The sequence below is a fragment of the Nosocomiicoccus sp. HMSC059G07 genome, from assembly GCF_001815515.1.
Taxonomy (GTDB): domain Bacteria; phylum Bacillota; class Bacilli; order Staphylococcales; family Salinicoccaceae; genus Nosocomiicoccus; species Nosocomiicoccus ampullae_A.
The window spans coordinates 1-18,494 of sequence record NZ_KV820771.1 but is presented as its reverse complement, the minus strand read 5'-3'; the positions used below and the strand labels follow the sequence as shown (position 1 = coordinate 18,494).

The following is an 18,494-nucleotide window of genomic DNA, read 5'->3' as shown; positions in this document are numbered from 1 at the left end:
TAATATTGTATAAATAACTTATTATCCCTATCATATCAACAATTATAAGCGCTGTCATAATTTGATAGAACAATTATCTCACTTAATGATAAAAAAGCCATATATCAATTCATTGAACTGATATATGGCCTTAATATTTTATGATTTTTTATTACATCATCCCTGGCATGCCGCCCATGCCCATGTCTCCGATGTTGTCTTCTTCAGGTATATCAGCAACGACCGCTTCTGTTGTTAAGAACATTGATGCGATTGATCCTGCGTTTTGGAGTGCTGAACGTGTCACTTTTTTAGGGTCGACGATTCCCGCTTCAATCATATTCACCCATTCGTCCGTTTCTGCGTTATAGCCAACGCCACCTGTTTGTTCTTTTAGTTTCGTTACAATGACTGAACCTTCAAGTCCTGCGTTTTCTGCGATTTGTCTTACTGGTGCTTCGAGTGCTTTTAGTACGATGTTTATACCTGTTTTTTCATCGCCTTCTGCATCTAGTGATGCGACTTTGTCATACACCTCAATCAGTGCAGTTCCACCGCCTGATACAATTCCTTCTTCGACTGCTGCACGTGTTGAGTTTAACGCGTCTTCAATACGAAGTTTACGTTCTTTCATTTCTGTTTCTGTCGCCGCACCGACTTTTATAACTGCGACACCACCTGAAAGTTTTGCGAGACGCTCTTGAAGTTTTTCTCTGTCGAAACTTGAGTCCGTTTCTTCAAGCTGAGCTTTTATTTGAGATATACGTCCATTAATCGCGTTCTCATCACCGCTTCCTTCTACAATTGTCGTGTTTTCTTTATCGACATGTACTTTTGAAGCTGTACCGAGCATATCTAAGCTAGCGTCTTTTAACTCGAGTCCTAAGTCTTCAGTGATGACTTGGCCACCTGTTAAAATTGCGATATCTTCGAGCATTGCTTTACGACGGTCACCAAATCCTGGTGCTTTTACAGTGATTGCCGTAAATGTACCACGTAATTTATTTAGCACGAGGTTCGCAAGTGCATCCCCTTCAACGTCATCTGCAATAATTAAAATCGGACGTCCTTGTTGAACGATTTGTTCTAAAATAGGTAGTAAATCGTTTTGGAAGTTCGTGATTTTTTTATCTGTAATGAAGATATATGGATTATCGAGTTCTGCGATCATCTTTTCAGAGTCTGTCACCATATATGGAGATGAATAACCTCTATCAAACTGCATCCCTTCAACGACTTCTAATTCTGTATTTAACCCACGAGACTCCTCAATAGTAATGACACCGTCGTTACCGACCTTTTCCATCGCTTCAGAGATAAATTCTCCGACTTCTTTATCGTTTGCTGAAATCGCACCGACTTGAGCGATCGATTCCTTATCTTGTACTGGTTTTGAAATGTCTTCTAGTGCTTTTACCGCTTCTTCAACAGCTTTTGTAATCCCGCGGCGAATGCCGACAGGGTTTGCGCCTGCTGTTACGTTTTTAAGCCCTTCCTCGATCATTGCATGAGCGAGAATTGTTGCTGTTGTTGTGCCATCTCCTGCGATGTCGTTTGTTTTTGTTGCAACTTCAGATACGAGTTTTGCGCCCATATCTTCAAAGCGATCTTCTAACTCGATTTCTTTTGCGATTGTCACACCATCATTTGTAATGAGAGGTGCTGTAAATTGTTTATCTAAAACGACGTTACGTCCTTTAGGTCCAAGTGTCACTCTCACTGCATTTGCGAGTTTTTCAACTCCACGTAACATCGATTGACGTGCATCTTCAGAAAATTTAAGTTCCTTAGCCATTTATATCTCTCCTTATTCTACTACTGCTAAAATATCTTGTGCGGGTACGATTAAATAACTTTTCCCTTCGTAATCCACTTCTGTTCCTGTAAATGAGTTGTAAACGACTTTGTCGCCTTCTTTAACATCTATTTTTAAAATTTCTCCGTTATCTAACGTACGTCCAGGTCCTACTGCAACAACTACACCATAGACCGGTTCTTCTTTTGAAGAATCTCCAGTTAAAATAATACCAGAGGACGTCGTTTCTTCTTTTGTATATTTACTAATATCTAAAATCACTCTATTTTCTAAAGGTCGTAACATTGTTATAGCCTCCTCAATAATCGTCTTTTAGCACTCATCACTGTAATGTGCTAACTGATTTTTATAGTACATCAAAGATAGTCAAATTTCAAGTTATAGCATTTCGTTTTCATGTTTTATATTGTAAAATGGTACTATTGTTTAAAGACTTATTTTAAGGAGATTGTTTATGAATAGAACTATATATAGTTTATTTATTGTCGTGATGTTTGGGGTCATTCAAATCGCAGGTATTCCAATTCAAATTTATATCGCACTTAAAAATCCTGGTGCGAGTGTTCAGGAAATTTTAAGCTTATATATGCCCTATCAGTTTGTTATTTACATTATCGGACTTATCATTATTTTAGTTTTAGGTAATATCCACAAAGATAAAAACATTTTTGAAAGTGGTGTTAAAACCCCACCTCTTCAAACGGTCGCATGGATCTTTGGAGGCCTAATACTTGCGTACGGTGTACAAATCATTACTGCACAAATTAACATTCACCTATTAGGAAATCCACTGGAAAGTGAAAACACAAAGCATATTATGGAAATGATTTCTAACATGCCATATATGATTTTCTTTGTAGCAGTCATCGGTCCGATTATCGAGGAATATGTGTTTAGACGCGCAATTTTCGCTGAAATATACGAGAGACTCCCGATGAATAAAATCGCTGCATTTTTAATTGCAGGTTTGATTTCAGGATTTGTTTTTGCTATCGCGCATTTTGACTTTACGCACATTTTAATTTACGTCGGAATGAGCTATGTCTTTAGTTTTGTCTACGTAATGACAAATCGACTACTCGTGCCAATCGTCGTTCATATGCTAATGAATGGATGTGTTGTACTACTACAACTGACTTTTAAAGATCAAATTGAAAAACTCGAACAACTTCAAACGAACGGTTTAATTATCATTAAAACTATATTCAATACGATAATATAAGTAAAACTCTCAAGAATTTCTTGAGAGTTTTATTTTAAATACATTCGGTAAAATTTTACAGACTTTACCGAACATGCACTTTTATATTTATATCTATTATTTGCTAAGCGGTCGTATAGTTTATCTCTAAAAATTTTAGGGATAATTTTTAATATAACGATCGGCTTAAATAGGCGATTGGCGTCCATAAGCATATGAATGACCGCGTTTGATTTATTATATATTTTATCTTTAGAAATATACGACACACTTTCAGCGTCGATATTAAATGGTAGCTGTTTAAACCATTCACTATTAAAGTCCGTAATATATAAGTCATCATTTTTATTCACTTTAACTACTAGATTGATAAACCGACTGCATAAATCGCAGTCTCCGTCATATATGAGTACTTTTTTCATAACATTACTCCAATACATTAAAGTTCAAATATTAATATATACAAAATCCCTTTAAGTATCACTTAAAGGGATTTCTTTTGGATTCTATTTAATTTTACACTTTTTCAATTGTGATTGTCCATGATGCATCATCTAACTCTCGAATTCAGTTAAAAAATTCCGAGTGATTACTCACTCGGAAAATTAAACTATATTTCTAGACTCATTCTTGGTCCAAACGCTTCGTGTAGATACTTGTAATATCTACCAAATAGAATTAGCATTATTAAGCTACTCATGATATTTATCATAAGAAATAATTGAAGTTTTTATATTTTTAATAATTTCTTCATTGTTAGTAACAATATCAAGAACATCACTATTCATATTAATAATAAAATTTTTGTTATAAAAATAAAGATAATTATCTTGAGCTTCTGTTGTTTTCATATATAAATAATAATCATAAACGGCGCTTATATTCACATCTTTTATTTCAGAAAAAGTATATTCTATTAAATCTCCATCATCAATGACATTAATTATTTTTTCTTTCCATAAATGTGAGGATTTATATAAGTTTAAATATTCTTTTGTGGCTAAATTCAATGAATCTTGTGAAAATTTGTTGACTGAAACATTAGACAGGTAAAGTATATTTAATAATTCTTCATTTTTAAACTGGTCAATAATAAAATTAATAATAAAATTATTTATATTATCAAAATCAAATCTTACTCTATTTTCATTTTCTACATAAAGATAAGGACTAATGTTAACGTTAGTAAGATCAAGATTAAAAGGAACATCATTACTCATCTAATCACCTAATCTTCTAAGGTTTTTATCATAATTAAAGTCCGTAATATATAAGTCATCATTTTTATTCACTTTAACTACTAGATTGATAAACCGACTGCATAAATCGCAGTCTCCGTCATATATGAGTACTTTTTTCATAACATTACTCCAATACATTAAAGTTCAAATATTAATATATACAAAATCCCTTTAAGTATCACTTAAAGGGATTTCTTTTGGACTCTATTTAATTTTACACTTTTTCATCGGAAAATTGAACTATACTGCTAGACTCATTCTTGGTCCAAATGCTTCGTAATGTACTTTACTCATATCATATTCATTGTCTAGAGAAGCATTAATCATCGCTTGGTTAAATGCTAATGAACCTGATATATAAATTGAATAATCATCATAACCACTAATATCATTTGCTGTTAAGTAGCCATCGTCTTTAGTATATCTAATGTTAATATTTACATTTTCTTTCAATGATTTTAATTCTTCTTTAAATGGTAGTGTTGTTTCATCAGTCGTTGATATGATTAAATCAATATCTTTATTATGTTTTACAGCACTCTCTACCATAGACATAATCGGCGTTAAACCAACGCCTCCAGCAATAAATAATAGTTTCTCATCTGAATGATCTAGTAAGAAATCACCAGCTGGTGCTGAAAGTTCAATCATATCTCCTTCATTTAATTCATCAAATAAATAATGAGAAACTACGCCTGCTTCGTCTTTTTCACCTTCACGTTTAACGGCAAATTGTAAACCATTCGTTGTATTAATTGAACAAATCGAATAGTGTCTTAAAGCTTCGTATGGGTAATCGTTTGGTTTAACTTTCACTGTAATATACTGACCAGGAAGGATTTCAGGTAGTGCTTCATCATTATCAACAGTGAATCTAATCACATCATCTGTCAAATACTCTTTTTCTTTTACAGTAAATGATTTAAACCCATCCCAAGCTGCTTCTTCATACATTTTTTCTTCTACATCAATAAATATTTGAGCAATCTGATTATAATACTTTGCCCAAGCATTAATGATATCATCCGTTGCTACGTCGCCAAGTACTTCTTTAATACCGATGAGTAAATATTTACCGACGATAGGATAATGTTCTTTTTTTACATTTAATGCACGATGCTTATGACCGATTCCGATGACTGCAGGTACAATCGCTTCTAAATTATCGATATGCTCTGCAGCTGCAAGAACTGTGTTTGCGAGTGCTTTTGGTTGATCACCAAATTTTTGATTTGTTTGGTTAAACATGTTTAATAATTCATCATGATTTTCGAACATACGCTGATAAAATGTACTCGTAATTTCACTGCCATGTTCTTTTAATAATGGAACTGTTGCTTTAACGAGATCTTTTTCTTCGTTTGTTAGCATGTTATCCCTCCTCTCTTAATTTTAACATCTATAAATTGATACTACATAAAAAAACCTTGACATCTTTATGTCAAGGTTAGTCTAGAATCCACGGCCAGCGCCTCCGCCTCCGCCGCTTCCTCCTCCGAAGCCACCAAATCCTCCGCTACCGCCGGAGAATCCACCGCCACTTCTACCTGAAGGGAAGAATATTGGTGTTCCACTTCGGCGATAAGACGGACGTCGTCTACCTCCACGTGGTGGTCCACCTCGGTTGTTTTTATTCATAATGTAAAATAATATTGTAATAACAATTACTAAAATGAGCGTATTAAATAAAAATGTATAGAACTCATCATCATTAGAAGTTTCTTCTGGCTGTTCGTTTGTGAATTCACCGGTTTCTTCATCGTATCCATAGGCATTTAAACTTTCTTCGTATAGTGCTTTATAGAGATTTTTTAATGCTTTGTCGTAATCTCCTCGTTTAGCATCTTCGAGTGCGTAATCATCGATAATTTTACCGATTTTTGCATCGTTTAAATACCCTTCAATTTCATAACCTACTTGAACGTCAATTCCTCGGTTATTAAATTCATTGTCGTTGTCGTTATTAAATAGTATAACGATACCGTTATCTCTTTCTTTTTTACCGACACCATATTCTCTTAATGCACGTAGTGCAAAGTCTTGACGATGCTCTTGCCCTGTTGAGTCCATCGTCATCAGCAACATTTCTACTCCGGTCCCCTTTTCTAAATGGGACCCTAGTTCATTTAACTCATAAATTGTCGACTCATCTAATACGTGCGCATTATCTTGAACAAAATAATGCGACGTATCGAGTTTCGGCATTTCAACGCGTGCTGCCGTTGCGACTGGTGTTGTTAATATAATGATGAGAAGAAGTGGAATGATCCGCTTCATTACTCATCACCTGAGTTATCCTCTTGATTCGTGTTAAAATCTACACCCGGCACTTCTTTTGCACCTTCACTTGCTTTAAAGTAGTCTTTCTTCTCAAAATTAAAAATCATAGCGATAATGTTCCCTGGGAACACACGTGTTTGTTTATTATATTCATTTACTGATTCGTTATAATCTTGACGTGCGACTGCGATTCTGTTTTCAGCACCTGCAAGTTCATCTCGTAATCCTGTAAATTGTTCGCTAGCTTTTAAGTCAGGATAATTTTCAGCAACAGCTAATAAACGAGATAAAGCACTAGTCATTTGATCGTTTGCTTCACTTAACTCATTTACTCCGTTTGCACCTGCTAAACGTGCACGTGCATCCGCAACATCTTGAAACACTTCTTTTTCGTGTGAGGCATAGCCTTTCACTGTTTCAACTAAGTTTGGAATTAAATCTCCACGACGCTGAAGCTGCGTTTCAATTTGTGATTCTTTTTCATTGACTTGTTCATCTAACTGAACAAACTTGTTATATTTTGGCATTATAAGGATTGCCAATACAATGATAATCCCGAGTACAATACCGATTGGTGCTAATAATTTTTTCATTGGAAAACTCCTTTTTTAAATATAAATTCATTATACTAAAGAAATATTATATACGACTACTTTTAAAGTCATGAACATTTCCAATATAATATAGTAATATAATAGTACCCCACATCAAGGAGTGAGAAACTTATGGTAACAAAATTTAAAGATTTTGAGTACAAACGACCAGATTTTGATTTATTTAGAGAACAGGTCGATGGACTCTTAAGCGCATTTGAGAAAGCAGAAACAGTAGAAGATGCAGAAGTCGTTATCGATCAGTACAATGAGAAAATTAAACACATCCATTCGATGATTACGATCGCAACTGTTCGTGCATCTATCGACACGAAAGATGAGTTTTATCTTGGTGAGCGTGATTTTTACGATAACAACTTGCCGATTCTGTCTTCTGTAACAAACGATTATTATAAAGCGCTTGCAAATAGTCCGTTTCGTGACGAATTAGAAGGAAAATACGGCAAACAGTTATTTGCATTAGTCGATAATGAGATTAAAGGGTTTGACCCTAAAGTTAAAGATTTAATGACTGAAATTAACGTATTAACATCGAAATATTCGATTTTACTGTCATCTGCTGAAATTGAATATGATGGTAAAAAACTTGCACTCACAGAATTTTCTCCGTATATGATTAACGATGACCGTGAAGTGAGAAAGTCTGCGATGTATGCTAAACAAAATTTCATGAAAGAACATCTCGATGAAATCGATGATATTTATGATCAACTCGTCAAAAAACGTCATGAAATGGCAGTTGAGCTCGGATTTAACAACTACACAGAGCTCGGATATGTTCATATGAACCGTATCGATTATAACCGAGAGATGGTAGAAAATTATCGTAAACAAGTACGTGACTACGTCGTACCTTACGTGAGTGAATTAAGAAAGCGACAAAAAGAACGTATCGGTGTATCAGACTTAAAATATTACGACCTTGCTTATGAGTTTAAATCTGGAAACCCAACACCTAAAGGTGGCACTAAAGCAATTATGGAAAATGGTGCAAAAATGTATAGAGAATTATCTAAAGAAACGGATGAGTTCTATACATTTATGACAGAACGAGAATTATTCGATGTCGAGGCTAAAAAAGGAAAAGAAGGCGGAGGATATTGTACATTCATAGAAGATTATGAAGCGCCGTTTATCTTCTCAAACTTTAACGGGACTCAAGGTGATATCGAAGTGCTTACTCACGAAGCAGGACACGCATTCCAAATGTACTCTTCACGTCACTTCTCAGTTCCAGAATACATTATGCCAACATATGAAGCATGTGAGATTCACTCGATGAGTATGGAGTTCTTTACGTATCCATGGATGGAATTATTCTTTAAAGAAGATACAGATAAATTTAAATTCTCTCATCTTTCAGGTGCGTTAGAATTTTTACCGTACGGTGTAGCGATCGATGAATTCCAACACGTCGTATATGATAATCCTGAATTAACACCTGAAGAACGCCGCGCAGAATGGAAGAAAATTGAAGCGGTATACTTACCAGATAGAGACTATGAAGACATCCCTGCATATGTAGATGGTGCTTTTTGGCACGGTCAAGGTCACTTATTTGCGTCTCCATTTTATTATATTGACTACACGCTCGCCCAAGTGTGTGCACTACAGTTCTTTAAACGTGTAATGGATGACTTTGTAGCCGCATTTGGCGACTATTTAACGCTATGTAAACTCGGTGGTTCACTACCATTTGGTGAATTAGTAAAAGTTGCCAACTTAAAATCTCCGTTTGAGGACGGAACGTTAGAAGAAGTCGTAGATTTCGTAAAAGATTATTTAAATGATATCGACGATAAAAGTCTATAGAAAAATGCCACATCAAAGATGTGGCATTTATTTTTTGATTTTTATTTTATTAGTTTTTCTTACTAATAGCATGAGTCCTGCACTTAATAAAATAATTTCTATTACGTATAGTAATTCTATACTCTCGTTAACACCTGTATCTGGTAACTCTTTTGCACCATGTGGTGTTTTCTTCTTTTCAGAATCCTTTGATGATTTAGATGTCGACTTTTTATTAGACTCTTTATCTGACGTAACAGCTGTGTCAGTATTTGAGTTATCCGTTACGAGTGTATCATCTGAAACAATTGGGTTGTTATTTCCAGGTTTTTCTTCTACACCAATCGCGTCGAGTACGTTATCATCCGCTTCTTTAACCTGTTCATCAATTGTGTCGATGATATCATTATTATTCGGCGGATTTTGAGTGTCTTCATTATCAGTTTCACCTGGTTTATTTGTTTCTGGTGTTTCTGGCTCTTGTGGTTTCTCAGTTTCGTTTGAGTTATCAGAGTCAGTAGATTCATCAGGGGCTTCTGATGGGTTATCCGCATAATTCGTTTGATTTTGTTTTGTTTCTTCTTGAGTTGCTGAGTTTTCAGTATCTGAAGCATTCGTTTCTTCATCTGCAGAAGAAACAGGTGCAATTAATAACATAATCAGTACCGAAAATAACAATAATTCTTTTAGTTTCATAAGCCTGCCCCCTCGTATTCGTTATCTTTAGTATAGATAAATATAGGTAGTTTTTCTATCGACAACACTATTTGTCACATAACTTTAATGCTTATGAAACAATCTATAAATACTTATGAAAGAATGTTATGTTTTTTATATTTAGCGAGATATATAAATATAATATCGAGTATCATATATAACCCGATTCGACTCGTCATCATTAAGTTCGTATTCGTCACTTCTTCAGAGAAAAATACCGTATAATCTGATAAGCGCTCGACTCGATATGAATTACCATCTGTAATCGATACTGTTTCTACTGATCGTTCATTCGCAAGCCTTAACGCTTTCATAATTTCAGGGTTGTCATTCGTACTAATCGTAATCATACAATCTTTTGACGTAAATTTTGATAAACGACCTCGTAACGATGTTAAATCGTTAACGACAAAAACCGGGATATCTAACTCGATTAATTTACTCTGAAAGTCTAAACTTACTGGAAGACATTCTCCCGCTCCAAATAGTAACACTCTTTCTTTTTTAGCAATTACCTTTGTAACGTCACTTAGAATCTTTCTATCAACTAGTGTGTCATTACTATGTAACACTCTTAACGTATTTTGAAATACTTTTTGGAAAATTGTCGACTCATTATCAGATACTATTTGCACATTACTCGATAAAGGATTTTCATTAATAGAATGAAGTTCTTTCGCGAGTTCGACTTTTAATGATTTAATACCTGATAAGCCGAGTCTTTTACTAAATCGAATCACCGCAGCGTCACTCGTTTGACTCTCTTTAGATATTTCTTGAACTGTCATATGAGTCACGTCTTCTGGGTGTTCTAATATAAAATCTGCAATTTTTAACTCAACTGGTGTGAAATGTTCATACCTTCTACGGATAAGTTCTAATACTGAAAACATGAGTGCTACCTCCAGTTGTTTAAATCTTCTTGCGCTGACTAATGACAGGGTCTTCTTTGAATCCTTTTAATGTGTAATGCGTCATTTCGACGTAACAATCACCATCTTCTGCCATCACTTCCACACCGATAGATTCTTCACGCGGGAAAATTCTCGCCGTCATCGTATGCTCTCCGTCATTTATAAAAATCTCAATGGATGAGCGGTCCATAAATATTTGTAGTCGTTCGAGTGGTCTTGTTAACTCTATACTTCTAGTTGTCCCGTCTACTCCTGAAATTAGTGCGCCGCTAAATGTACGATCAAGCGTTATCTTTTGTTCCTCACTGTTATAAGATACAATCGTTTCTTCACGATTACTCTTTCTCAGTAAAAAGAATAACTCACGTGCATTATTTTCTTTGATATCGATATTTAACTCATAACTGTCCCCATAAAAATCTGTGAGTGGTTTACGATGTTCGTTAAAGTATCCAATTGCTTTTAATTCGTTTCTTCTTAACTCTTTTAAATGTGGATGCGGAGTTTGAATGAGTCTGTCTCCATTCACCGTTAACACTCGAGGAATTGTCAGTGCATTTTTATAGCCTTCAATCTCTGTAGGATACTTACTTTCTTCAGCAGACATCCAAGCGATTAAAACACGTCGTCCTTCAGAATCCAATGTCGTCACTGGTCGATAAAAATCAAATCCACCATCAAATTCTCTATAATCATCGTGATTAACAAATAACGATCCATATTCAAAGTCATTAATGACGTATCCTGACTGATAAATATTCCAAAAATGATGTTTAAACTTATCGAGCCCTCTCGGGTTAAACATTAACACTTCGGCATCATCTAACGTAAATAGCTCCGGTGATTCCCAGAAATATCCAAACATATCGTAACCTGTATTGACTTCACCTAAAAACTTTAAATCTTCGAGTGATTTACCACGGTACATGATGATTCGCCCAAACTCTTCGTCGTTCATTGTTCCGATCATCATATTGATTTCACCGTCGTGTGTAAATACGTATGGATTCCTAAAATATTGTTTGTAACCAGGTTCAACTTCCCTTAAAATCGGTGCGGGATATTTTTTGATTTTAAAATCTGTATCGATAACACCTGCACGTTGATATGTATGAACTCCGTCTGATTTTTGCTGTTCACCAGTAAAAAATAGCGTCAGTTCATTGTTGATTAAAGTTAAATTCCCGCCGTATAGATTGTCTTTATCATATAAGTCATCTGGACGTAATTTAATTCCTTCGTTATTAAAATGAATTAAGTCTTCACTCGTCACGTGATATAAATACGTTGCACTTTCTTCGTTAGTTGCAGGTTCCCATTCATAAAAGATATGGTACAGACCATTAATGTAGAAGAATCCACAAGGTGCACCGAGTATTCCCATCACAGGTTGAACGTGATAATTTAAACGCCATTTACTCATCATCGATGACTCAATAGCTGTTTCGATTTGTTCTGAGTTGTAGTCTTCGATTCGTTTCATCCTACTCGTCCCCCTTTAACGTTTCTTTTAACGCCTGTTCTTCTGCTTTTAAATAACGTCTATACCCTACTTTAGATACAGTGATACTAATTTCGTATAATAAAATCATTGGTAACGTTAGTAAAAAATGCGTCATAACGTCTGGTGGCGCAATGATTGCTGCCAAGACAAATAAGATGAAGTACGCATATTTTCTATTCTTCTTTAAAAACATTGGCGTAATAATGCCAAGTTGTGTCATAAATAAGACGAGAATTGGCATTTGAAATATTATACCAAAAGGAAGTACCGTGCGTACTAAAAAGCCAAAGTAATCATTAATACCAATCGTCGTCACAATCCCCATTTCAACTGATAAACTAAACGTAAATTTCACGATATACGGTACGACGATAAAATAAGAAAACACCATTCCTATAATCATAAGAATGAATGCAATCGGTATGTATATAAGTGTTACTTGTCGCTCTTTTTCATATAGACCTGGACTAACAAACGCCCAAAACTGATATAAAATTACTGGGAGCACTAGTATAAACGCGATAATAACGATCATCGTTAAGTAAATTCTTAACGGATCTGTCACGTTAAACGCATGCATTTCAGTCATTTCTAACCACGGTGCATTTTGTAAATAATGAACAAGTGGTTTTGCAAAATAAAATCCAATCAGTAACGCTGCGACAAAGAAATACGTGACAAATAAAACGCGCTTACGTAACTCTTGAACGTGCTCGATTATTTCTTTCTTTTCCTGCATAAAGCCACCTCACGGAAAAAAAGGTGGCGTTCGCCACCTTTAATCAACTATCTTTGAATTGTTTCGTCTTCTTGTTTCGTTTGAATTTTAACGACTTCTTCTTTTTTCTCTTCAGGTTTTTCGTCTTCTCCTAAACCGTTAAAGCCTTCTTTAAATTCTTTAACTGTAGTTCCGACTGAACGACCAAGTTGTGGTAACTTTGTAGGTCCGAAGATTAAAAGTGCAACTGCAGCGATGATAATTAAACTTACCGGTGCTACAGCGCCGATTGTCATAGGAAATAATAATACGCTCATCTTTTCCCCTCCTAATTGTTATGCTTCATATAGAATAATAACGCCTGCATTTCAACGCTTAAATCTATATTATGTACAGTAACTTCGTTTGAAACTGCAAGTTTTTCTGGTGTGAAGTTTAATATCCCTTTAATCCCAAGGGCCTCAAGTTTGGAAGATAGATCAACTCCGACTTGACCAGGAACTGTTAGAATCGCCACTTCTGCTTGAATATCTTGAACAACGGATTCTAACTCGCAAATATCTTTTACTTCAACCCCATTTATTGTTTGTCCAATAATATGTTGATCTATATCAAAGGCTACCGCTATTTTTATTTTATCATGAATTTTTGTAAAATTATAGTTTAGTAGCGCACTTCCGAGATTACCAACACCAATTAGTATAACGTTCTTCATCCCTGTGCCTTGGACTTGTTCTGAAAAAAACTTAACGAGTGCATGGACATTATATCCATACCCTTTTCTGCCAAGCTCTCCAAAATAAGAAAAATCACGTCGAATCGTTGCTGAGTCTATATCAAGTGCTTCGCTAATCTCTCTAGAAGACACTCTATCAATTCCGTTGTCTTCACTTTGTTTGAAATACTTGAAGTATAAAGGCAATCGATCTAATGTTGCGTTCGGTATTTTCTGCTTCTTTAACAAAAGACTCACCTCAAATATTTTGTCATTTAATTATACCATATAAGTCAATGACTTTAAGGTTTTTATCGTATTTCTCATACATAACATGGTACACTACACTTACTGAGAAAGAGGGATTTTTATGATTGTCATGAGCTTGCAAAACGTTGAAAAAAATTACGGTTCAACAGAAATTTTAAAAAATATAAATTTAGAAGTTAAATCGAGAGAAACAATTGGTATTGTCGGTGGAAATGGTGCGGGGAAAACAACTCTCATGAAGATTATGGCAGATGAATTATCGTATGATGGCGGTAATATCTCGACACCAAAAGATATTTCTATTGGCTATTTAACACAAGAAATGTCACTCGAATCCGACAAAACTGTACGTGAAGAAATGAATCTAGCATTTAGTAACGTATTAAAAGTAAAAGATAAAATCGATATCGTCACAGAGTGGCTAACAAATCATGAGTATACACACGTAGACTATAACGACCAAGTGAAACGATTAGAGTATCTTCAAAACTTTTTTGAAGCTCATAATGGCTACACAATCGACGTTGAAATTAAAACGGTCATTACTGGACTAAACTTTAGCTTAGAAGACTTAGACCGACCGATAAATGAATTTTCTGGTGGTCAAAAAACGAGATTACAACTCGGTAAAATGCTTCTTTACCGCCCGGACATTTTATTACTCGATGAGCCTACGAACCACCTTGACCTAGAAACTGTCGAATGGCTAGAAAACTATTTAAATCGCTATACTGGATCTGTCGTCGTTATATCCCACGACCGATTTTTCTTAGACCGTATCGTCGATAAAATTTATGAAATAGAATTCCAACAAGGAAAATTATATCACGGTAATTACACGAATTATCAAAAACAAAAAGAAGAAGATTATAATCGTGAGCTTGGACTATATAGGAGACAACAAGATGAAATCAAGCGACTTGAAATGTTCGTCGAGAAAAACATCGCACGTGCATCGACGAGTGGTATGGCAAAAAGTAGACGTAAAATGCTCGAACAAATGGACCGAATCGATTCTCCAACGCGCGATACAAGGCAAGCACAGTTTCATTTCACCATTGAAAAGGAAAGCGGAAATGACGTACTACGTGTGAAAGAACTTGCGATTGGATATGACGAGGTTATCAATAACGACTTAAACTTCTTCGTTGAAAAAGAGGATCGTTTACTCGTTTTAGGACCAAATGGTATCGGTAAATCTACTCTCATTAAAACAATCGCAAAATTACTTCCTCCTATCAGTGGTGACATCCAGTACGGTACAAACGTATCGATTGGTTACTATGATCAAAAACAAGCAGAGTTCTATTCTGAAAACACGATACTTGAAGAGTTATGGAAAGAGTATCCTCATTTTCAAGAACAAGATATTCGTAAAATACTCGGACAATTTTTATTCACTCAAGATGACGTACTTAAGCATGTCTATCAGTTAAGTGGAGGAGAAAAAGCACGCATACAACTCGCTAAACTCATGCTACAAAAAAATAATTTGCTACTACTCGACGAGCCTACAAACCACTTAGACATTCAAAGTAAAGAGATGCTTGAATCAGCATTGATGGATTACCCAGGTACAATTATCGCCGTATCGCACGACAGGTACTTCATCAAAAAGCTAGCAAATCGCATTATGGAAATGGATACGCAAAAAACGAAAATCATAAATGGTGACTATGAATACTATCTCCATAAAAAAGAAGAGGAAGAAGCACAACGTGCATTTGTAGAGGAAACAGTGGAGAAAGATACTAACGACGATTACCTAAGACAAAAAGAACTTCGTAGCCAAATACAAAAACTATCGAGAGAAAGCGACAAACTTCAACAAAGAATAGAAATAATCGAGACAGAAATTGAAAAAGTCGAATTAGAAATGACACAGCCAGAAGTATTCAACGATTTTGAGAAAACAAATGAACTGAATGAGAAGCTCGAGTCACTGAATACTGAACTCGAATATAATCTATTAGAATGGGAAGAAATAGAGATTAAAAAATCAGAACTTGAATAATTCTCCACAACAATACACACATAATCCATAAGTTATGCACAAAGTTATCCACAACTGTGCATAACTTTTTTATTTTGTCGTAATTTTTATTAAAAAACACATCAGATTTAGGCTGATGTGTTAGTATATTACGTCTTCTATATCTATATAGTTATATCCATTTAAATTTAAATCTGCGAAATCTCCACGTTTATACTGTTCGTACGCAACGGCCCCAATCATTGCAGCGTTGTCGGTACAGTATTTTAAACTCGGTATATATAATTCTACTCCGTTTTCTTTTGTTAACGTTTCGAATCGTTCTCTAAGTCCACTATTCGCTGCGACTCCACCAGCAACGATTAATGTCTTTATATTTTCTTCATTTAAAGCGCGCATTGTTTTTGTCGTTAAGACATCTACGACGCTTTCCTGGAAGCTTTTCGCAACATTTGCTGGTTTAATTTCGATGTTTTTCTGTCTTTCATTGTGAAGTGTGTTAATTACGTTTGATTTTAAACCACTAAAGCTAAAGTTATATCCCTCATCTTGCAATGCACGTGGGAAATTGTACGTATCGATGCCTTCTTTAGATAACTTATCTATTTCTGGACCACCTGGATACGGTAATCCGATTACACGAGCGACTTTGTCATATGCCTCTCCTACCGCATCGTCTAGAGTTTCACCGATCACTTCAAACTGTAAATGGTCTTCCATTTTAACGAGCTCAGTATGCCCACCTGACACGATTAACGCAATGAGTGGGAATTTTACGTCATGCTCTAATTGATTTGCATATATATGTCCTGCGATATGGTGGACAGGAATAAGTGGTAAATCATGTGCGAACGCAAATGCTTTCGCTGCGTTTACACCGACGAGTAACGCTCCGATTAAACCTGGTCCATATGTTACTGCAACCGCATCGAGTTCTTTTGGTGTGACGTTCGCCTCGTGAAGTGCCTCTTCTATCACTCGGGTAATAGACTCAACGTGATGTCTTGATGCGACTTCTGGAACGACACCTCCAAAACGCTTGTGACTCTCTATTTGACTCACGACGATATTTGAAAGAACAGTATTCCCATTTTGTATAACACTCGCAGCAGTCTCATCGCAGCTTGTTTCTATCGCCAATATATTAATATTTTTCTCCATCTAATCTCACCCACATGACATGTGCATCTTTACCTGCACCGTAATAATCTTTTCGTATACCACCATATACAAACCCTTTAGATTCATATAATTTAATCGCATGATAATTATTAACATTTACTTCTAATGATATTTGACGGACAGTTGGTTTACAATAATCTATAATAAAATCCATCAATGTATTCGCATAGCCATTTCCTCGCGACTCTGGACTGATCGCAATCGTTGTAATCTGTGCATCATCAACGACAATCCATACACCGATATATCCGATAACCGTTTCATTTTTTTCTGCGACAAAATAATGTGCAAAATGATTGTTACACAGTTCATGGACATATGTTTCTTCTGTCCATGGTGAATCAGGAAAAGATACAACTTCTATTTTCTGAACTGCTGGAACATCATCAGAGTTCATCGGACGGATTACGATTGATTGTTTTTCCAATTTCTCTCCGCCTCAGTTAATCTTAAATAGTCTGGTACAACGTCATGTGCATCAACTTTAGTTAAAAGATCATCATCCATTCCGATAAGAGATGAAATTCTTGGTGTAGTATGGACACCGTCAACTTCAAATGACTGTGTTTCTAATGTATTATGCACAATAACAGCACCGTATTTTAACACGAGATCTGAATACTCTTTCCCTGTTCTAAGCTTTGGCTCTTCTAAAACATCGTATCCATTTTGATCAACGTCATATATCGCACTAAAACAGTTTCCACGTCTACCATCCATCATTGGTGCAACTACACCACGATAGCTTGCTGCTAGCACGAGTAAACTTGATACTGTATAAATCGGTATATTTAAGGAATAAGCTAACGTTTTTGCAACTGTTACTCCTATTCTTAACCCTGTATATGATCCCGGACCATTTGCTACAATAATTCGTTCTAACTCAGACTTATCTACATTCGCTAGTTTAAGTACCTCGTTAATAACTGGCATTAACGTTTCTGAATGTGTGCGTTTAACATTGATATTAATTTCAGCTAATAATACGTCATCTGAAACGGCTACAGACAACGCTCGATTTGAAGTATCTATATATAAAGACTTCACTTATAACACACCTACTAACTCCTCGTATTGTTTACCTTCTGATCCAATTGTAAACTTCCTTTGATTTTCATCAATACGTTCAATATTAATTTTTAAAAATTCATTCGGCAAATATTCTTTTATAAAATTATACCACTCAATAATCGTAATATCGAAATCATTGAAGTACTCATCAAACCCTAAATCCTCATCACTCTGTTCTAATCGATAACAATCCATATGATGTAAATAATTATCATTTAATTTATATGACTTAATGATATTAAAAGTTGGAGAAGTAATTGCACGCTTAACACCTAAAGATTTACCTAAAAATTGAGTAAATTTTGTTTTACCTGCCCCTAAATCACCACTTAAAAGAATAACAAAACCTGGTTTTATATACTTACCAATCGTTTCAGCTAGTTGTTTAGTATCATTTAAATCATTTATATAAATAGTTTTATCCATAATAACCTCATAATATATAAAAATATATAAAAAAAGGAGACCCTATAGGGTCTCCAATGAGT

The 18,494-nt window shown here is 35.2% G+C and carries 20 protein-coding genes; 3 read left to right on the top strand and 17 right to left on the bottom strand.

The features are described from left to right. Positions 1-151: 151 nt before the first annotated feature. Together groL and groES are read right to left on the bottom strand one after the other, a co-directional pair. A complete protein-coding gene (gene groL, locus HMPREF3029_RS00100; protein WP_070709127.1) occupies positions 152-1,774 on the bottom strand; it encodes a chaperonin GroEL in 1,623 nt (540 codons plus the stop codon). Between the two features lie 12 nt (positions 1,775-1,786). Then, complete coding sequence (gene groES, locus HMPREF3029_RS00095) at positions 1,787-2,080, bottom strand: co-chaperone GroES (protein WP_068130326.1); 294 nt, start codon at positions 2,078-2,080, stop codon at positions 1,787-1,789. Positions 2,081-2,249: 169 nt separating this feature from the next. Between groES and HMPREF3029_RS00090 the strand changes: the two genes are divergently transcribed. Next, the gene (locus tag HMPREF3029_RS00090) at positions 2,250-3,017 is read left to right on the top strand and encodes a CPBP family intramembrane glutamic endopeptidase (RefSeq protein ID WP_070709125.1); all 768 of its coding nucleotides are present in this window, start codon (positions 2,250-2,252) and stop codon (positions 3,015-3,017) included. Positions 3,018-3,046: 29 nt separating this feature from the next. On the opposite strand, the gene HMPREF3029_RS00085 is transcribed toward HMPREF3029_RS00090, so the two are convergent. From HMPREF3029_RS00085 to HMPREF3029_RS00065, 5 genes are all read right to left on the bottom strand, one after another. Continuing rightward, on the bottom strand, positions 3,047-3,418 hold the full coding sequence (locus tag HMPREF3029_RS00085) for a thiol-disulfide oxidoreductase DCC family protein (protein WP_070458189.1): 372 nt from the start codon (positions 3,416-3,418) through the stop codon (positions 3,047-3,049). A gap of 270 nt (positions 3,419-3,688) precedes the next feature. Then, positions 3,689-4,216, bottom strand: a complete 528-nt coding sequence (locus HMPREF3029_RS00080; RefSeq protein WP_070709124.1) for a hypothetical protein — start codon at positions 4,214-4,216, stop codon at positions 3,689-3,691. A gap of 261 nt (positions 4,217-4,477) precedes the next feature. Beyond that, positions 4,478-5,608: a globin domain-containing protein gene (locus HMPREF3029_RS00075; protein WP_070709122.1), complete on the bottom strand. Its 1,131-nt coding sequence runs from the start codon at positions 5,606-5,608 to the stop codon at positions 4,478-4,480. Between the two features lie 81 nt (positions 5,609-5,689). Further along, complete coding sequence (locus HMPREF3029_RS09300; RefSeq protein ID WP_070458202.1) at positions 5,690-6,514, bottom strand: TPM domain-containing protein; 825 nt, start codon at positions 6,512-6,514, stop codon at positions 5,690-5,692. Further along, the gene (locus tag HMPREF3029_RS00065) at positions 6,514-7,110 is read right to left on the bottom strand and encodes a LemA family protein (RefSeq protein ID WP_070709120.1); all 597 of its coding nucleotides are present in this window, start codon (positions 7,108-7,110) and stop codon (positions 6,514-6,516) included. Before HMPREF3029_RS00065 ends, HMPREF3029_RS09300 begins: the two co-directional genes overlap by 1 nt. A gap of 132 nt (positions 7,111-7,242) precedes the next feature. Here HMPREF3029_RS00065 and HMPREF3029_RS00060 point away from each other — a divergent pair, with 132 nt between their 5' ends. Then, positions 7,243-8,943: a M3 family oligoendopeptidase gene (locus tag HMPREF3029_RS00060; protein ID WP_070709119.1), complete on the top strand. Its 1,701-nt coding sequence runs from the start codon at positions 7,243-7,245 to the stop codon at positions 8,941-8,943. A 27-nt stretch (positions 8,944-8,970) separates the two neighbouring features. On the opposite strand, the gene HMPREF3029_RS00055 is transcribed toward HMPREF3029_RS00060, so the two are convergent. The 6 genes from HMPREF3029_RS00055 to HMPREF3029_RS00030 all read right to left on the bottom strand — a co-directional run bounded on the left by HMPREF3029_RS00055 (position 8,971) and on the right by HMPREF3029_RS00030 (position 13,739). Beyond that, positions 8,971-9,618: an LPXTG cell wall anchor domain-containing protein gene (locus HMPREF3029_RS00055; protein ID WP_070709118.1), complete on the bottom strand. Its 648-nt coding sequence runs from the start codon at positions 9,616-9,618 to the stop codon at positions 8,971-8,973. A 113-nt stretch (positions 9,619-9,731) separates the two neighbouring features. Further along, complete coding sequence (locus tag HMPREF3029_RS00050) at positions 9,732-10,532, bottom strand: MurR/RpiR family transcriptional regulator (protein WP_070709117.1); 801 nt, start codon at positions 10,530-10,532, stop codon at positions 9,732-9,734. Positions 10,533-10,551: 19 nt separating this feature from the next. After that, positions 10,552-12,036, bottom strand: coding sequence for a sucrose-6-phosphate hydrolase (locus tag HMPREF3029_RS00045; protein WP_070622212.1), 1,485 nt, complete (start codon positions 12,034-12,036; stop codon positions 10,552-10,554). A 1-nt stretch (position 12,037) separates the two neighbouring features. Continuing rightward, positions 12,038-12,796, bottom strand: coding sequence for a twin-arginine translocase subunit TatC (tatC, locus tag HMPREF3029_RS00040; protein WP_068130356.1), 759 nt, complete (start codon positions 12,794-12,796; stop codon positions 12,038-12,040). A 47-nt stretch (positions 12,797-12,843) separates the two neighbouring features. Continuing rightward, positions 12,844-13,092, bottom strand: a complete 249-nt coding sequence (gene tatA / locus HMPREF3029_RS00035) for a twin-arginine translocase TatA/TatE family subunit (protein ID WP_068130359.1) — start codon at positions 13,090-13,092, stop codon at positions 12,844-12,846. A gap of 11 nt (positions 13,093-13,103) precedes the next feature. Beyond that, entirely contained in the window at positions 13,104-13,739 is a 636-nt protein-coding gene (locus HMPREF3029_RS00030) for a redox-sensing transcriptional repressor Rex (protein ID WP_070622214.1), read from the bottom strand. A gap of 121 nt (positions 13,740-13,860) precedes the next feature. On the opposite strand from HMPREF3029_RS00030, the gene HMPREF3029_RS00025 reads away from it, so the two are divergent. Next, on the top strand, positions 13,861-15,774 hold the full coding sequence (locus HMPREF3029_RS00025; protein WP_070709116.1) for an ABC-F family ATP-binding cassette domain-containing protein: 1,914 nt from the start codon (positions 13,861-13,863) through the stop codon (positions 15,772-15,774). Positions 15,775-15,894: 120 nt separating this feature from the next. On the opposite strand, the gene tsaD is transcribed toward HMPREF3029_RS00025, so the two are convergent. The 4 genes from tsaD to tsaE are packed head-to-tail and all read right to left on the bottom strand — an operon-like array spanning position 15,895 to position 18,432. Further along, a complete protein-coding gene (gene tsaD, locus HMPREF3029_RS00020; RefSeq protein ID WP_070709114.1) occupies positions 15,895-16,914 on the bottom strand; it encodes a tRNA (adenosine(37)-N6)-threonylcarbamoyltransferase complex transferase subunit TsaD in 1,020 nt (339 codons plus the stop codon). Further along, on the bottom strand, positions 16,898-17,362 hold the full coding sequence (rimI, locus tag HMPREF3029_RS00015; protein WP_246830684.1) for a ribosomal protein S18-alanine N-acetyltransferase: 465 nt from the start codon (positions 17,360-17,362) through the stop codon (positions 16,898-16,900). Before rimI ends, tsaD begins: the two co-directional genes overlap by 17 nt. Continuing rightward, the gene (gene tsaB / locus HMPREF3029_RS00010; protein ID WP_070709112.1) at positions 17,341-17,982 is read right to left on the bottom strand and encodes a tRNA (adenosine(37)-N6)-threonylcarbamoyltransferase complex dimerization subunit type 1 TsaB; all 642 of its coding nucleotides are present in this window, start codon (positions 17,980-17,982) and stop codon (positions 17,341-17,343) included. Before tsaB ends, rimI begins: the two co-directional genes overlap by 22 nt. Beyond that, entirely contained in the window at positions 17,983-18,432 is a 450-nt protein-coding gene (gene tsaE, locus HMPREF3029_RS00005; protein WP_070622219.1) for a tRNA (adenosine(37)-N6)-threonylcarbamoyltransferase complex ATPase subunit type 1 TsaE, read from the bottom strand. Positions 18,433-18,494: the final 62 nt, after the last annotated feature.